Annotated in this window: 12 protein-coding genes and 3 tRNA genes; 7 read left to right on the forward strand and 8 right to left on the reverse strand. The window is 72.4% G+C overall.

Going from position 1 to position 15,434, the window contains the following annotated elements:
• Positions 1-83: 83 nt before the first annotated feature.
• Positions 84-1,070 (reverse strand): LuxR C-terminal-related transcriptional regulator, encoded by a 987-nt coding sequence (locus ACZ7IF_RS18040; RefSeq protein WP_470972184.1) that lies wholly within the window; start codon positions 1,068-1,070, stop codon positions 84-86.
• Positions 1,071-1,349: 279 nt separating this feature from the next.
• Here ACZ7IF_RS18040 and ACZ7IF_RS18045 point away from each other — a divergent pair, with 279 nt between their 5' ends.
• On the forward strand, positions 1,350-1,568 hold the full coding sequence (locus tag ACZ7IF_RS18045) for a hypothetical protein (RefSeq protein ID WP_470972186.1): 219 nt from the start codon (positions 1,350-1,352) through the stop codon (positions 1,566-1,568).
• A gap of 153 nt (positions 1,569-1,721) precedes the next feature.
• Here the strand turns inward: ACZ7IF_RS18045 and ACZ7IF_RS18050 are convergent.
• The 3 genes from ACZ7IF_RS18050 to ACZ7IF_RS18060 all read right to left on the reverse strand — a co-directional run bounded on the left by ACZ7IF_RS18050 (position 1,722) and on the right by ACZ7IF_RS18060 (position 2,130).
• Positions 1,722-1,795, reverse strand: a tRNA-Ile gene (locus tag ACZ7IF_RS18050).
• Between the two features lie 184 nt (positions 1,796-1,979).
• Positions 1,980-2,052, reverse strand: a tRNA-Asn gene (locus tag ACZ7IF_RS18055).
• Between the two features lie 5 nt (positions 2,053-2,057).
• Positions 2,058-2,130: transfer RNA gene (locus ACZ7IF_RS18060), tRNA-Asn, on the reverse strand.
• Between the two features lie 145 nt (positions 2,131-2,275).
• Between ACZ7IF_RS18060 and ACZ7IF_RS18065 the strand changes: the two genes are divergently transcribed.
• The 4 genes from ACZ7IF_RS18065 (at position 2,276) to ACZ7IF_RS18080 (ending at position 7,836) form a co-directional block, all read left to right on the forward strand.
• Positions 2,276-2,575: a YtxH domain-containing protein gene (locus tag ACZ7IF_RS18065; RefSeq protein WP_470972188.1), complete on the forward strand. Its 300-nt coding sequence runs from the start codon at positions 2,276-2,278 to the stop codon at positions 2,573-2,575.
• A gap of 40 nt (positions 2,576-2,615) precedes the next feature.
• The gene (locus ACZ7IF_RS18070; RefSeq protein WP_470972191.1) at positions 2,616-4,061 is read left to right on the forward strand and encodes an FGGY family carbohydrate kinase; all 1,446 of its coding nucleotides are present in this window, start codon (positions 2,616-2,618) and stop codon (positions 4,059-4,061) included.
• A 122-nt stretch (positions 4,062-4,183) separates the two neighbouring features.
• A complete protein-coding gene (locus ACZ7IF_RS18075) occupies positions 4,184-5,917 on the forward strand; it encodes an ABC transporter ATP-binding protein (RefSeq protein ID WP_470972194.1) in 1,734 nt (577 codons plus the stop codon).
• Entirely contained in the window at positions 5,914-7,836 is a 1,923-nt protein-coding gene (locus ACZ7IF_RS18080; RefSeq protein ID WP_470972196.1) for an ABC transporter ATP-binding protein, read from the forward strand. The genes ACZ7IF_RS18075 and ACZ7IF_RS18080 overlap by 4 nt, the downstream gene beginning before the upstream one ends.
• A 70-nt stretch (positions 7,837-7,906) precedes the next feature.
• Here the strand turns inward: ACZ7IF_RS18080 and ACZ7IF_RS18085 are convergent, their stop codons facing one another.
• From ACZ7IF_RS18085 to ACZ7IF_RS18100, 4 genes are all read right to left on the reverse strand, one after another.
• Positions 7,907-9,058, reverse strand: a complete 1,152-nt coding sequence (locus ACZ7IF_RS18085) for an RNA polymerase sigma factor (RefSeq protein ID WP_470972198.1) — start codon at positions 9,056-9,058, stop codon at positions 7,907-7,909.
• 106 nt (positions 9,059-9,164) lie between these two features.
• Positions 9,165-11,243: a molybdopterin oxidoreductase family protein gene (locus ACZ7IF_RS18090; RefSeq protein WP_470972201.1), complete on the reverse strand. Its 2,079-nt coding sequence runs from the start codon at positions 11,241-11,243 to the stop codon at positions 9,165-9,167.
• Positions 11,244-11,405: 162 nt separating this feature from the next.
• On the reverse strand, positions 11,406-12,170 hold the full coding sequence (locus ACZ7IF_RS18095) for a glucose 1-dehydrogenase (protein WP_470972520.1): 765 nt from the start codon (positions 12,168-12,170) through the stop codon (positions 11,406-11,408).
• A gap of 68 nt (positions 12,171-12,238) precedes the next feature.
• Entirely contained in the window at positions 12,239-12,964 is a 726-nt protein-coding gene (locus ACZ7IF_RS18100) for a SanA/YdcF family protein (protein WP_470972203.1), read from the reverse strand.
• A 312-nt stretch (positions 12,965-13,276) separates the two neighbouring features.
• On the opposite strand from ACZ7IF_RS18100, the gene ACZ7IF_RS18105 reads away from it, so the two are divergent.
• Both ACZ7IF_RS18105 and ACZ7IF_RS18110 read left to right on the forward strand, forming a co-directional pair.
• On the forward strand, positions 13,277-13,990 hold the full coding sequence (locus tag ACZ7IF_RS18105; RefSeq protein WP_470972204.1) for a sirohydrochlorin chelatase: 714 nt from the start codon (positions 13,277-13,279) through the stop codon (positions 13,988-13,990).
• Between the two features lie 56 nt (positions 13,991-14,046).
• Positions 14,047-15,360, forward strand: coding sequence for a deoxyguanosinetriphosphate triphosphohydrolase (locus ACZ7IF_RS18110; RefSeq protein ID WP_470972206.1), 1,314 nt, complete (start codon positions 14,047-14,049; stop codon positions 15,358-15,360).
• Positions 15,361-15,434 lie beyond the last annotated feature (74 nt).

Here is a 15,434-nt window from a genome sequence, read left to right on the forward strand (position 1 = left end):
GAGACACCATGCCTTCTGTGTCCGCCGCGGTCTTGCGCCACCCCCCCCCTCCCCTCCCCTCCCCCCCCCCCCCCCGGTGCGCCTCAGAGCCAGCCGCGCTGGGCGGCGCGCAGTCCTGCCTCGAAGCGGCTGGTGGCGTCGAGGCGTTCCATCAGCGCGGACATCTGGCGGCGTACGGTGCGCAGGGAGACCCCGAGCCGCTTGCCGGCGGCCTCGTCGGTCAGGCCGGAGGCCAGCAGCTTGAGCAGTTCGCGTTCGGCGGCGGTGATCCCGTCCTCGGCGGCCTGTTCGCGGGCGGCACCGAGCGGGACCGCCTGCTCCCAGGTCTGCTCGAAGAGGCTGACGAGGGAGGCGACGATGCCGGGGGCGGTGGTGCAGAGGGCGCCGAGCCGGGAGTTCGCGGGGTCGATGGGGACCACGGCGGTCTTCCGGTCGAAGATCACCAGGCGGGGCGGCAGCACCGGGCTGGTGCGGACCTGCCCCCCGAGGTCGGTCGCCCACTGCACGTAGGCCAGGGTGGCCGGGTCGTTGCGGACGCTGTCCTGGTAGACCGACCGCAGCTGGATGCCGCGCCGCAGGGCGTCCTCGTCGAGGGGCCGCGAGGCGTCCAGGCTGGCCTGGGACTGGGCGCCGCCGGGCATGATCGAGAGGCATTCGACGGTGAGGTCCCGGGCGAGGACCTCCAGCCGGGACTGGATGGCGTCGAGCCCCACGAGCCGTTCCGCCCCGTCGGATTCGGTGTTGGGCCGCAGGCCCGCGAACTCCGCGACGGCTCGGGCCGCCGCCGCCTTGCTGGCCGCCAGCTCCTGCTGGCGGCGGATCAGGTCCTCTTCCTGACGGCGCAGTATCTGCTCCAGCCCCGCCTCGGGGCTGACGGCCCGCAGCCCGCCCGCGTGGTCGCGCGAGGGGGTGAGCAGGTCGAGGTCGACGAGCCGGTCGAGCCCCTCGCGCACCTCCGCCTCGGTCATCCCCAGACGTGCGCCCAATTCGGCCACTCCGCCGGTCGGATCGGCGAGCATCTCCCGGTAGACAGCCTCTACGAGGGTGTCCAGTCCCAACGCTTCCAGCATGCTTGTGCCCCCCGGCCTGTTGGTCCGACGGATGAATTCCCGCCGATTGTCTTGATCCTAAAGGTGCGCAGGTCGGGCCATAGGCAGTCTCTTTCGATCTTCCCTGGGCGGCACCTTGGTGCCATCCCATTCCTCTTCCGCACCTATACGCGGGCCAGCAGGATGGTGTTCACCGGGACGGCGGGGCACGGAGCCCCACCCGGGCCAGGGCCCAAAGGCCGGACCGGAGCAGCGCTTCCCGGCCACACCCGACCGACCGCTCGCGTTCCAGGGGGATCCATGTCTCGCACCGCTCGCCTGATCGCCGCCGCCGGCCCCTCCGCCCTGCTGTCCTGCGCCGCCGCCGTCACCGCCGGTCCGGGCCGCATCGGCTGGGACTCGGTCCAGGCGGCCACGGCACCGGGCCACCTCGGCGGGGACTCGGTGCGGGCGGCGGGCCCCCAGACGATCGGCCCGGACTCCGCCGCAGCGGACAAGCGCCTGATCGGCTGGGACTGACCTCCGGCACCGGGACGCCGAACGGGCGACGGCCGGCAGCGAGAGCCGGCGATTCCGCCCCCGCCGTGACGTACGCCACACCCCCGCTCGCGCACCCCGCCCCTGGAACGCCGAAACCGCAGGTGCAATCGTTTCTGCACCTGCGGCTTACGGTGGGGCGGGTGGGACTCGAACCCACGGCCGACGGATTATGAGTCCGCTGCTCTAACCGGCTGAGCTACCGCCCCTTTACGGCGTGGCGCGTACATGTGTGCGCGCCGTCTGCCGCAGCATAGCCGCTCATACGATCTCCTGCCTCGGATGCCCCGCATGATCGGCTGCGCTTGTTCAGAGAGACCGCGCTGAAGGCTGCCCGGTTCCCGGATCAGGACAAAAAGAAAGAGGACCCTCCCGGGTCCTCTTCTCTTCCTGCTCCCCCGACTGGACTCGAACCAGTAACCTGCCGGTTAACAGCCGGCTGCTCTGCCAATTGAGCTACAGGGGACCGCGCTCCCCCGACTGGACTCGAACCAGTAACCTGCCGGTTAACAGCCGGCTGCTCTGCCAATTGAGCTACAGGGGATTGCTGCGGTGCACCGAACAGCCCACCTCCGGCCTTGCCGGGGGGCGAGCGCCCGTTGCGAGTCATAGATTAGCGCAAGCAGGGGGGTGCTCCGCCAATCGGTATCGCAGCAGGCCGGGCACCGAGACAACGAAGGGTGGCAGGCATGCGCTACAAGGTCACGTTCCTCGCCGGAGTAGCCCTCGGATACGTGGTGGGCGCGGCGGCGGGACGCGAGCGCTACGAGGAGATGAAGAAGTCCGCCCGGCGCATCGCGCAGAACCCGGCGGTGCGCAACGCCGCCGAGACCGCCGGGCAGACCGGGCGGCAGTTCGCGGGCAAGGCGTTCGCGGCTGTGGGCGACAAGGTCGGCGACGCCGTGCCCGACTCCCTGGCGAAGCACGTGCGGTCGCTGCGGGACCGGGGGCAGGGCGCCGACGACGAGTGGGGCACGAGCAACACCTGAGGCGGCTGGTTCCGGCCCGGCGTGCGGCAGAATTCTCCGCATGGGGATAGTCGCCGGGCTGGACAGCTCTTCCACCTTCACTCGCATCGTCGTCTGTGACACGGACACGGGTGCCGTGCTGCGCCAGGGCTACGCGCCCCATCCGCAGCCCGCCGGTGAGACCGTCCCCCACGAGACCGACCCGCAGGCCTGGCTGCTCTCCCTCGGCGAAGCCGCCGGGGGCGGGCTGCTGGAAGGCGTCCAGGCCATCGGCGTCTCCGCACAGCAGCACGGCATGCTGCCGCTGGACGCGCAGGGCACCCTGATCCGCCCCGCCCTGATCGGCAACGACAAGCGCGGCCAGGTCGCCGCCGCCGACCTGATCGGGGCCCTCGGCGGCAAGGCCGCCTGGGTGGCCGCCGTCGGCGCCGTCCCGCACGCCGCGCAGCCGATCACGAAGCTCGCCTGGCTGGCCCGCAACGAGCCGGAGGCGGCGCGCCGGGTGGCGGTGGTCATGTCCCCGCACGACTGGCTCGTCTGGCAGCTGCTCGGCCGGCCCGCGCGCCGCACCACCGACCGGGCCGGCGCCTCGGGCACCGGGTACTGGTCGGCGGCCACCGGCTCCTACCGCCCCGACCTGGTCGAGCTGGCGCTGGGGCACCAGGCGCTGCTGCCCGAGGTGCTCGGCCCCGCCGATGCCGCCGGGATGACCCCCGAGGGGCTGCTGATCTCCGCCGGGACCGGGGAGACCACGGCCGCCGCGCTGGGGCTCGGCATCGGCCCGGGCGACGCGGTGGTCTCGCTCGGGGCCTCCGGTTCGGTGATGGCCGTGCACCACGAGGCCCTGTCCGACGCGGGCGGCCTGATCACCTCTCTCGCCGACGCGGGCGGCATGCACCTGCCGGTGGTGAACACCTCCAACGCCGTACGGGCCCTGCGCGGCACCGCCGACATGCTGGGCACCGACCTGGAGGGGCTGAGCGCGCTCGCGCTGAAGTCGACCCCTGGTGCACACGGGCTCGTGCTCCTGCCGTATCTGGAAGGAGAGCGGACCCCGAACCTGCCGCACACCGCGGGGACCCTGTCGGGGCTGCGCCGGGACTCGATGAAGCCCGAGCACCTCGCGCGGGCCGCCTTCGAGGGCATGCTGTGCGGGCTGGTCGACGCCCTCGACGTGCTGCGGCACCGGGGTGTGGGGATCCGCCGGGTGTTCCTGCTCGGGGCCGCCGCCGAGCTGCCCGCCGTACAGGCCGCCGCGCCGGGGCTGTTCGGAACGCAGGTGGTCGTACCCGCTCCGGCGGACTACGCGGCGCTGGGCGCGGCCCGTCAGGCGGCCTGGGCGCTCGGGGTGCAGCAGGGCACGCTGGCCCCGCACGTCCCGCCGCTCTGGCCCGCCCCGCCGGCCCAGGTGTTCGAGCCGGGCGAGGACTACCCGGCCTGGCAGGCCGTCCGCCAGCAGTACGTCACCACGCGGGAGCAGCTGCACCCGGGGGCGTTCGGGTTCTAGGGGGCGGGGCGCGGGGTGGCCTACTCCTTTTGACCGGGCTTTGCGAAATACGGTGGGGTTCGGGCCATCCGTTGGCACAAGATGGAGTGAACCCCCTCGATCTTGCCTACCGGAGCCTGCGCGTGCTCATACGACTGCTGCGGACCCACCTGGATCCGTACAAGAAACCCATCGCCGCACTGGTACTGCTGCAACTGCTGCAGACCAGTGCGAGCCTCTACCTGCCCACCCTCAACGCGGACATCATCGACGACGGTGTCGTCAACGGGGACACCGGCTACATCCTGCGCTTCGGCGCGCTGATGCTCGGGGTCTCCCTCGTCCAGCTCGTCTGCAACGTCGGAGCCGTCTACTACGGGGCCCGCACCGCGGCCGCCCTCGGCCGCGACGTCCGCGCCTCCGTCTTCGACCGGGTGCAGAGCTTCTCCGCACGGGAGCTCGGCCAGTTCGGCGCCCCCTCGCTGATCACCCGCACGACGAACGACGTCCAGCAGGTCCAGATGCTGGTGCTGATGACCTTCACCCTGATGGTCTCGGCGCCGATCATGTGCGTCGGCGGCATCGCCATGGCGCTCTCGCTCGACGTGAAGCTGTCGGGCGTCCTGCTCGCGGTGGTGCCCGTGCTCGGCGTCTCGGTCGGCGCGATCGTCTGGAAGACGCGGCCGCTGTTCCGTCAGATGCAGGACCGCCTCGACGTCGTCAACCGGGTGCTGCGCGAGCAGATCACCGGCAACCGCGTGATCCGCGCCTTCGTCCGCGACGGCTACGAGGAGGAGCGCTTCCGGAAGGCGAACTCCGAGCTGACCGCGGTCTCGCTGGCCTCCGGCAAGCTGCTGGCCCTGATGTTCCCCGTCGTCATCCTGGTCGTGAACATCTCCAGCGTCGCCGTCATCTGGTTCGGCGCGATGCGGGTGGACGGCGGCGGCATGGAGATCGGCCAGCTGACCGCTTTCCTCGCCTACCTGATGCAGATCGTCATGGCCGTGATGATGGCCACCTTCATGTTCATGATGGTGCCGCGCGCCGAGGTCTGCGCCGAGCGCATCCAGGAGGTCCTGGACACCGAGTCCAGCGTGGTCCCGCCCGCCGACCCGGTGCGTACGCTCGCCCGGCGCGGGCAGCTGGAGCTGCGCGGCGCCGACTTCCGCTACCCGGGCGCCGAGGCCCCGGTGCTGCGCGGGGTGGACCTGGTGGCCCGTCCCGGCGAGACCACCGCGGTGATCGGCTCCACCGGCAGCGGCAAGTCCACGCTGCTGGGCCTGGTGCCCCGGCTGTTCGACGCGACCGGCGGTGACGTGCTGGTCGACGGGGAGGACGTTCGCCGGATCGACCCGGAGCTGCTGGCCCGGACGGTCGGCATGGTCCCGCAGAAGCCGTACCTGTTCTCCGGGACGATCGCCTCCAACCTGCGCTACGGGCGCCCGGACGCGACCGACGAGGAGCTGTGGCGGGCCCTGGAGGTCGCCCAGGCCAAGGACTTCGTGTCCGAGCTGGAGGGCGGCCTCGAAGCGCCCGTCACCCAGGGCGGGACGAACGTCTCCGGCGGGCAGCGCCAGCGCCTGGCGATCGCCCGGACGCTCGTACAGCGCCCGGAGATCTACCTGTTCGACGACTCCTTCTCGGCCCTGGACTACGCGACGGACGCGGCGCTGCGCGCGGCGCTCGCCCTGGAGACCGAGGACGCGACGGTCGTCATCGTCGCCCAGCGGGTCTCCACGATCCGCGACGCCGACCGGATCATCGTCCTCGACGAGGGCCAGGTGGTGGGCGAGGGCCGCCACCACGAGCTGATGGCCGGCAACGAGACCTACCGGGAGATCGTGCTCTCCCAGCTGACGGAGGCGGAGGCCGCATGAGCGGGCCCGGAGGACGGATGATGACGGGGCCGGGCCAGCGGTCCCTGGACTTCAAGGGGTCCGGCAAGCGCCTGCTGGCCCAGCTGGCGCAGGACCGGGGCAAGCTGTGGGGCATGGTCGCCGCCGTGGTCGGCAGCGTCGGCTGCGCGGTGGTCGGGCCGAAGATCCTCGGCGAGGCCACCGACCTGGTGTTCGCGGGGATCGTCGGCCGGCAGATGCCGGACGGCCTGACCAAGCAGCAGGCGCTGGACGGGCTGCGCGACAAGGGCCAGGGCGGGATGGCGGACATGCTGTCCGGTACCGATTTCACCCCTGGAGAGGGCATCGACTTCGGTGCCGTCGGGGTCACGGCGCTCTGGGCGCTGGTGGTGTTCACCCTGGCGGGCCTGCTGATGCTGGTCGCCACGCGGCTGTCGAACCACGTGATGAACGGCACCGTCTACCGGATGCGCGAGGAGCTCCAGGCGAAGCTGTCGCGGCTGCCGCTGTCGTACTTCGACCAGCAGAAGCGCGGCGAGGTGCTGAGCCGGGCGACGAACGACATCGACAACATCGGCCAGACCCTCCAGCAGACGATGGGCCAGCTGATGAACTCGCTGCTCACGATCGTCGGCGTGCTGGTGATGATGTTCTGGATCTCGCCGCTGCTGGCGCTGGTCGCGCTGGTGACCGTACCGGTGTCGGTGGTGGTCGCGGCGAAGATCGGCAAGAGGTCCCAGCCGCAGTTCGTGGCGCAGTGGAAGAGCACGGGCACGCTGAACGCCCACATCGAGGAGATGTACTCCGGCCACTCGCTGGTGAAGGTCTTCGGGCGGCAGAAGGAGTCGGCGGCGGTCTTCGCCGAGCAGAACGAGGAGCTGTACCGGGCCTCCTTCAAGGCGCAGCTGGTCAGCGGCATCATGCAGCCGGTGATGTTCTTCATATCGAACATCAACTATGTGCTGGTCGCGGTCGTCGGCGGTCTGCGGGTGGCCTCGGGCACGCTGTCGATCGGTGACGTGCAGGCCTTCATCCAGTACTCGCGCCAGTTCTCGATGCCGCTGTCGCAGGTGGCCTCGATGGCGAACCTGGTGCAGTCGGGCGTGGCCTCGGCGGAGCGGGTGTACGAGCTGCTGGACGCGCCGGAGCAGGAGCCGGACGCGGAAGTTCCGGAGCGCCCGGAGGAGCTGCGCGGACAGGTCACCCTCGACAAGGTGGCCTTCCGCTACGAGCCGGACAAGCCGCTGATCGAGAACCTCTCGCTGGCGGTGGAGCCGGGCCAGACGGTCGCGATCGTCGGCCCGACGGGCGCCGGCAAGACCACGCTGGTCAACCTGCTGATGCGGTTCTACGAGGTAACGGGCGGAGAGATCGCCCTGGACGGGGTGGACATCGCGAAGATGACCCGCGAGGAGCTGCGCGGCGGGATCGGCATGGTGCTCCAGGACACCTGGCTGTTCGGCGGCACGATCGCGGAGAACATCGCCTACGGCGCCTCCCGCGAGGTGACGCGCGCCGAGATCGAGGAGGCCGCGCGAGCGGCGCACGCGGACCGCTTCATCCGCACCCTGCCGGACGGCTACGACACGGTGCTGGACGACGAGGGCGCGGGCGTCAGCGCGGGCGAGAAGCAGCTGATCACCATCGCGCGGGCGTTCCTGTCGGACCCGGTGATCCTGGTGCTCGACGAGGCGACGAGCTCGGTGGACACCCGTACCGAGGTGCTGATCCAGAAGGCGATGGCGCGCCTGGCGCACGGCCGTACGTCCTTCGTGATCGCACACCGGCTGTCGACGATCCGCGACGCCGACGTGATCCTGGTGATGGAGAGCGGCTCGATCGTGGAGCAGGGCACGCACGAGGAGCTGCTGGCGTCGGAGGGCGCGTACGCGCGGCTGTACGCGGCGCAGTTCGCGCAGGCGGTGGCCGAGGTCGACTGACCGGCCGGGCCGTGAGCGGGTGGGGGCGTCCTGAGGAACGCCCCCTTTCCGTTTCCCGGCCTCGCGCGGGTCAGTCGAGGTAGCCGCGCAGCTGGTCGGCGAAGGCGTGGTCGCGCAGCTTGTTGAGGGTCTTGGACTCGATCTGGCGGATCCGCTCGCGGGTGACTCCGAAGATGCGGCCGATCTCCTCCAGGGTGCGGGGGCGGCCGTCGGCGAGCCCGTAGCGGAGCTGGACGACCTTGCGCTCGCGTTCGCCGAGGGTCGAGAGGACGGCTTCGAGGTGTTCGCGCAGCAGGAAGAAGGCGGCGGACTCCATGGGGGAGGCGGCGTCGCCGTCCTCGATCAGGTCGCCGAGGGCGACGTCGTCCTCCTCGCCGACCGGGGCGTGCAGGGAGACGGGCTCCTGCGCGAGGCGGAGCACCTCCAGGACCCGCTCGGGCGTCAGTTCCAGGTGGACGGCGACCTCTTCGGCGGTGGGTTCGTACCCGCGTTCCTGGAGCATGCGGCGCTGGACGCGGACGACGCGGTTGATCAGTTCGACCACGTGGACGGGGACGCGGATGGTGCGGGCCTGGTCGGCGAGGGCCCGTGACATCGCCTGCCGGATCCACCAGGTGGCGTAGGTGGAGAACTTGTAGCCGCGGGCGTAGTCGAACTTCTCGACGGCCCTGATCAGGCCGAGGTTCCCCTCCTGGACCAGGTCGAGCATGGTCAGTCCGCGGCCGACGTAGCGCTTGGCGACGGAGACGACGAGCCGCAGGTTCGACTCGATGAGCCGGCGTTTGGCCATCCGGCCCATGACGACGAGTTTGTCGAGGTCCACGGCGAGCTGGGAGTCGAGGTCGGTGGCACCGGCGAGTTTCTCCTCGGCGAAGAGTCCCGCTTCCACGCGCCGTGCGAGTTCGACCTCTTCGGCGGCGGTGAGCAGCGGGATCCTGCCTATCTCGCGCAGGTACTGGCGGAAGAGGTCGGCGGAGGGCCCGGTCCCGGCGCCGTTGTCGCGGGCGCGCACGCGCTGCGGAGGTACCGGTTCGATGAGTTCGAGGACCTCGGGCTCTTCGTCCCCGGCTCCTTCCACCGTGTCGGCCTCGGCCTCGGGATCCGGATCGGAGGCGTCGTCGGCGGGGCGGCTCGCGTTCACGGTCAGGGTCTGGGTCTGCACGGGGGCGACCTCCAGGGCTCCGAGGACGGTGGCACCGCACCTCAGTGTGGGGTACGACACATCGCTGCCACGAGGGGCGTGCGAGCACTTTCTGAGCCCGCTGCGTGACGGATGGTTACCCCCTGGCGGGAATCCCGATGCGGATCGGACTCATGTCCGACCGGAGTTACGCGGGTTCCACGCGGACCGTGCAGACCTTGAACTCGGGCATGCGCGAGACGGGGTCCAGGGCCGGGTTGGTGAGGGTGTTGGCGCGGCCCTCGCCGGGCCAGTGGAACGGCATGAACACGGTGTCGGCGCGGACGGCGTCCGTGACGCGGGCCGGGGCGACGGCCCGCCCTCGGCGGGAGGTCACCGCGAGCGGGGTGCCGTCGGTGACGCCGAGCCGGGCCGCGAGGCGCGGGTGGAGTTCCACGAAGGGGCCGGGGGCGGCGGCGTTGAGTTCGGGCACGCGGCGGGTCTGCGCCCCGGACTGGTACTGGGCGACGACCCGGCCGGTGGTGAGCAGCAGCGGGTATTCGGCGTCGGGGACCTCGGCGGCGTCGCGGTGGGAGGCGGCCGTGAAGCGGGCCCGGCCGTCGTCGGTGGCGAAGCGGTCCAGGAAGAGCCGGGGCCGTCCCGGAGTGCCTTCGGGGCAGGGCCAGAAGACGCCCTGTTCGGCTTCGATGCGGGCGTAGGAGATGCCGGAGTAGTCGGCGGGGCCGCCTTCGGAGGCGCGGCGGAGCTCTTCGAAGACCTCCTCGGGGTCGGTGGGGAAGCCCTTCTCGACTCCGAGGCGGGCGGCGAGTCCGTGCAGGACCTCCAGGTCGCTGCGGACGCCGGGCGGCGGGGTGAGGGCGCGGCGGCGCAGCAGGACGCGGCCCTCCAGGTTGGTGGTGGTGCCGGTCTCCTCCGCCCACTGGGTGACGGGCAGGACCACGTCGGCGAGGGCGGCCGTCTCGGAGAGGACGACGTCGGCCACGGCGAGGAAGTCCAGGGAGCGGATGCGGTCCTCGACGTGGGCGGCGCGGGGCGCGGAGACCACCGGGTTGGAGCCCATGAGGAGGAGGGCCTTGACGTCACCGCCGAGGGCGTCGAGGAGTTCGTACGCGCTGCGGCCGGGACCGGGCAGGCTCTGCGGGTCGACGCCCCAGACGCGGGCGACGTGTTCGCGGGCAGCGGGGTCGGTGAGCTTGCGGTAGCCGGGGAGCTGGTCGGCCTTCTGGCCGTGCTCGCGGCCGCCCTGGCCGTTGCCCTGGCCGGTGAGGCAGCCGTAGCCGGAGTGCGGGCGGCCGGCGCGGCCGGTGGCGAGGCAGAGGTTGATCCACGCGCCGACGGTGTCGGTGCCCTTGGACTGCTGCTCGGGTCCCCGGGCGGTGAGGACCATGGCGGAGGAGGGGGTGCAGAACAGCTCGACGGCGCGGCGCAGTTCGGGGACGGGGATCCCGGTGATGCGCTCGACCAGTTCGGGCCAGTGCGCCATGGCGGCGGCCCGGGCGTCCTCCCAGCCGGTGGTGCGCTCGTTGATGAACTCCTCGTCGGTGCGGCCCTCGGCGACCACCAGGTGCAGCAGTCCGAGGGCGAGGGCGAGGTCGGTGCCGGGGCGCGGCGCGAGGTGCAGGTCGGCCTGCTCGGCGGTGCGGGTGCGGCGGGGGTCGACGACGATCAGGGTGCCGCCGTTCGCCTTGAGTTCGGTGAGGTAGCGCAGGGCGGGCGGCATGGTCTCGGCGAGGTTGGAGCCGACGAGGATGACGCAGCCGGTGCGGGGGATGTCCTCCAGCGGGAAGGGCAGTCCGCGGTCGAGGCCGAAGGCCTTCTGGTGCGCGGCGGCGGCCGAGGACATGCAGAAGCGGCCGTTGTAGTCGATCTGGGAGGTGCCGAGGGCGACGCGGGCGAACTTGCCGAGGGCGTACGCCTTCTCGTTGGTCAGGCCGCCGCCGCCGAAGACGCCGACGGCGTCGGCGCCGTGGGCGCGGCGCGTACGGGCGAGGCCCTCGGCGACGGTGTCGAGGGCCTCTTCCCAGGTGGCCGGCACGAGCGGGCCGCCGGCGTGGGTGCGGATGAGCGGCTCGGTCAGGCGCACCCGGGAGGAGAGCACGGCGGGGGCGGTGCGGCCCTTGCCGCACAGCGCGCCCCGGTTGACGGGGAAGTCCGCGCGCTCCTCGACCGTCACCGCGTCGCCTGTGGGGGCGGGGCGCAGGTTCATGCCGCACTGCAGGGCGCAGTAGGGGCAGTGGGTGGCGGTGGCTTCCGGGGAGCTGTGCATGGGGTCCAGGGTGCGACGGGGGTGTTACGCGGGGGCTTCACCCCGCGTTACGCGTGGGGTACGCCGGCCTCCCAGGTCCCGGCCCCGTGCGGTGAGCCGCACCCGATGCCGGCCGCCGGGCGTGGCTGGTCTGACGGCGCCGGCACTGGAGGAGACCGTGACTCACTGTCCGGTGAGGTACTTCACGGTCAGGCCGGCCGTCCAGCCGCCGTCCACGGCGAGTTCGGCGCCGGTCATGTAGCCGGCCGCGTCGGAGAGGAGGAAGGCGACGGCGGCCGCGATCTCCTCCGGGACGCCGACGCGGCCCAGCGGGGCTCCGGGGTAGTTGCCCTCGCCGGCCTGGATGCCGATGGGGGCCGTCATCGGGGTCAGCGTCATGCCGGGGTGGACGGAGTTGACGCGGATCTTCGCCTCGGCGAGCTCGACGGCGCCGATCTTCGACAGGCCGCGCACGCCCCACTTGGAGGCCCCGTACCCGGCGGTGAGGGCGAGGCCGGTGAGGCCGGCCGCGGAGGAGATGTTGACGACGGATCCGCCGCCGTTCGCCCGCAGCAGGGGTATCGCGGTCTTGATGCCGATGAACACGCCGACCAGGTTGACCTCGACGACCTGGCGGAAGTGCTCGACGCTCTCGTGTTCCAGGAACTGGCCGGTGGATATGCCGGCGTTGTTGACGAGCCCGTCGATCCGGCCGAACTCGGCTACCGCGTACTCCAGCGCCGCCCGCCAGTCGGCCTCGCTCGTCACGTCGTGCCGCAGGAAGCGGGCCGCGTCGCCGAGCTTGGCGGCGGTCTCGGCGCCCTCGGCCTCCAGCAGGTCGGTGATCAGCACCCGGCCGCCGCCGTCGACGACCGCCTGCGCCGCCGCCGCGCCCAGGCCCCGGGCGCCACCGGTGATGACGACGACCTTGCCGGTCAGATCCACCACAGCCACGATCCACACCCCTGACACAGACACATCGGTATATGACTAATCGGCATACGCCGACTGCGGCGTCAGTCTGCCAGAGCGGCCAGGACCCGCGACACCCCCTCTTCCTTCGGGCCGAGGAACCTCGGCTCCGGCTGGAAGGCCGCGTCCAGGGCCGCCTTGCCGGCCGCGAGGACCTCGCGGGCGCCGCCGTAGTACCAGGTGGAGTCGTGCTCGTCGTCCACGCCGACGCCGTAGGAGTCCACGCCCGCCGCCTGGCACAGGGCCACCGCACGGTGGATGTGGAAGTGCTGGCTGATCAGCACCGCCCGGCGCACCCCGAATATCTCCCGGACCCGCACGCAGGAGTCCCAGGTGTCGAATCCGGCGTAGTCGCTGACGATCCGGTCGTCGGGTATGCCGTGTCCCCTGAGGTACGTCCGCATCGCGCCCGGCTCGTCGTACTCGGTGCGGCTGTTGTCCCCGGTCACCAGGACCACCTTCACCTTGCCCGCGCGGTAGAGCTCCACGGCCGCGTCGAGCCGGTACGCCAGGTACGGGGTCGGGCGGCCCTTCCACAGGCCCGCCCCGAAGACCACCGCCACCCCGGCGTCGGGCGCCGCGGCGGTGGTCCGCAGCCGGTCGGCGGCCGCGGCGTGCGTCCACGTCGACGGCAGCAGGGCCAGCACGCACAGCGCCATCACCGCCTGCACGGCCCGCCGGCGTCCCCGCACCGTACACACCGCCCGCAGCCGCGCCCTCCACCGGGCGGCGCCGAACCGCCCCACCCGTTCCTGCTCCTGCTCCCCCATGACCGTTCCCTTCGTCCCGCACGTCTTTCGCACGGATGGACGAACCGCCCCGGCCCCCCAGTTCCACCCACCCCGCCTTTCACTCGTACGAATGACCGAGTGAGCAGCAGGAAACCACCCGTCACCCCCGCGCAACGCCCACGCAATCCGGGCCCCGCAGGATCGGTCCATGACGGAGCCGGTGCACCCTCCCGCCACCCAGTCCTTCCCCTTCGGCAGCGCGGCCGAGCTGCTGACCCGGATCACCCACCAGCTCGGCACCCAGCTCAGCGGCCTGCGCCCGCCACGCGCCCGGCACCACGGAGTCCCCACATGCACCCCACCCTCGTCGCCGTGGCCCACGGCAGCCGCGACCCGCGCGCCCCGCACGCCGTCCTCGCCCTGCTCGAACGGGTCCGCGAGCTCCGCCCCGCCCTCGACGTCCGCCTCGGCCACATCGAGCTGAACCGGCCGCTGCTGGCCGACACCCTGCGGGACACCGCCGGACCGGCCGTCCTCGTACCGCTGCTGCTCGGGCGCGGCACCCACGTCAAGCGGGACCTGCCCGCCGCCGCGGCCCGTGCCGGACACCTGCGGATCCGGATCGCCGACCCGCTCGGCCCCCACCCGCTGCTCGTGGAGGCCCTGTTCGAGCGCCTCCTGGAGGCCGGCTGGACCCCGGGCACGGCCGTCGTACTGGCCTCGGCCGGATCCCTCGACCCCGACTCCGCCGCCGACACCCGCCGCAGCGCCGGCCTGCTCTCCGAGCGGCTCGGCGGGGTCCCCGTGGTCCCCGCGTACGCCTCGGCGGCCGCCCCGAGCGTGCCGGACGCCGTCCGGGCGCTGGCCGCCCGGGGGCACCGCCGGGCCGCCGTGGCCTCGTACTTCGCCGCCCCGGGCCGGTTCGCCTCCGCGAGCGCGGCCGCCGCCACCGGCCCGGCGGCGGCCCCGCTCGGCGCGCACCCGGCACTCGCGCGGCTGGTGCTGCACCGCTACGACGAGGCGCTCGCCCGCAGCGCGCAGGAGCCGGAACTGGCCACCGCGTAAAGGCCGCGCAGGTTCGGATTGCTCGGATTGTCGGTGACTCCGGTTAACGTCTCAGCATGGAAGGCACCGCGCACGTCCCCGCCTACGAGTCCTACGATCCGGCCGCCACCGAGCGATGGGCCGCCGAGCCGGACAAACGGCCCGGCCGCACCGCCTTCCAGCGCGACCGCGCCCGGGTACTGCATTCGGCCGCGCTGCGCCGCCTCGCCGGGAAGACCCAGGTCGTCACCCCCGGCACCCGTTCCTTCGACTGGGACGCCAGCCCCCGCACGCGGCTGACGCACTCCCTGGAGTGCGCGCAGGTCGGCCGGGAGCTCGGCGCGGCCCTCGGCTGCGATCCGGACCTGGTCGAAGCGGCCTGCCTCTCCCACGACATGGGCCATCCGCCGTTCGGGCACAACGGCGAGGAGGCGCTCAACGAGTTCGCCAAGGACTGCGGCGGCTTCGAGGGCAACGCCCAGTCGCTGCGCCTGCTGACCCGGCTGGAGCCGAAGCGGTTCGTCGCCGGACCGGACGGCGCGCAGGTCAGCGTGGGCCTCAACCTGACCCGCGCCTGCCTGGACGCGGCCACCAAGTACCCCTGGGCACGAGGCGGCCACCCCACCGACCCGGACTCGGTGAAGTTCGGCGCCTACGAGGACGACCTGCCGGTCTTCGAGTGGCTGCGGCGCGGCGCGCCCGCCGACCGCAAGTGCTTCGAGGCCCAGGTCATGGACTGGGCGGACGACGTCGCGTACTCCGTGCACGACTTCGAGGACGGGCTGCACGCCGGACACCTCGACCCCAACCTCCTCTTCGCCGAGCCCGAGCGGACCGCCATCTGGCGGGTCGCGATCGGCCGCTACGTGCCCGCCGACACCTCCCCGGAGGAGCTGCGCGAGGCTCTGGACCGGCTGATGGAGGAGGACTGGTGGCCGCACGGCTACGACGGTTCGGCGGTGGCCCAGGCCCGCCTGAAGGACGCCACCAGCCAGCTGATCGGCCGTTTCTGCCTGGCCGCCGAGGGCGCCACCCGCGAGGCGTACGGCTCCGGCCGCCTCACCCGGTACGGGGCGGAGCTGGTCGTGCCGCGCGAGGCGCGCAACGAGTGCGCGGTCCTCAAGGCGGTCGCCGACCTGTACGTGATGCAGCGCGACGAGCAGGAGCGGCTGAGGGCCGACCAGCGCATCGTCCTGGCCGAACTGGCGGAGGCGCTCAGCGCCCGCGCGCCGGAGGGCCTGGACCCCCAGTTCCGGGCGATCTTCGACGCGGCGGAGGACGACAGGGCCCGCAAACGGGCGGTCATCGACCAGATCGCCTGCCTGACCGACGCGGCCGCCCGCTCCCTGCACGCCCGCCTCACCCGACGCGGGCGGCGCGCCGAAGGGTGAGCCGATCGGGCCACTCCCCCTTCACGCGGCAGGCTGGGTGCGGGACGCTCGCACGGTGGCCGCAAGTGGCCGAT

The sequence above is a fragment of the Streptomyces sp. NPDC037421 genome, from assembly GCF_055602105.1.

Bases quoted from the DNA above. Each gene is read 5' to 3' on its own strand.
- ACZ7IF_RS18040 (WP_470972184.1), bottom strand. From the start codon at position 1,070: ATGCTGGAAGCGTTGGGACTGGACACCCTCGTAGAGGCTGTCTACCGG.
- ACZ7IF_RS18045 (WP_470972186.1), top strand. From the start codon at position 1,350: ATGTCTCGCACCGCTCGCCTGATCGCCGCCGCCGGCCCCTCCGCCCTG.
- ACZ7IF_RS18065 (WP_470972188.1), top strand. From the start codon at position 2,276: ATGCGCTACAAGGTCACGTTCCTCGCCGGAGTAGCCCTCGGATACGTG.
- ACZ7IF_RS18070 (WP_470972191.1), top strand. From the start codon at position 2,616: ATGGGGATAGTCGCCGGGCTGGACAGCTCTTCCACCTTCACTCGCATC.
- ACZ7IF_RS18080 (WP_470972196.1), top strand. From the start codon at position 5,914: ATGAGCGGGCCCGGAGGACGGATGATGACGGGGCCGGGCCAGCGGTCC.
- ACZ7IF_RS18090 (WP_470972201.1), bottom strand. From the start codon at position 11,243: ATGCACAGCTCCCCGGAAGCCACCGCCACCCACTGCCCCTACTGCGCC.
- ACZ7IF_RS18100 (WP_470972203.1), bottom strand. From the start codon at position 12,964: ATGGGGGAGCAGGAGCAGGAACGGGTGGGGCGGTTCGGCGCCGCCCGG.
- ACZ7IF_RS18105 (WP_470972204.1), top strand. From the start codon at position 13,277: ATGCACCCCACCCTCGTCGCCGTGGCCCACGGCAGCCGCGACCCGCGC.
- ACZ7IF_RS18110 (WP_470972206.1), top strand. From the start codon at position 14,047: ATGGAAGGCACCGCGCACGTCCCCGCCTACGAGTCCTACGATCCGGCC.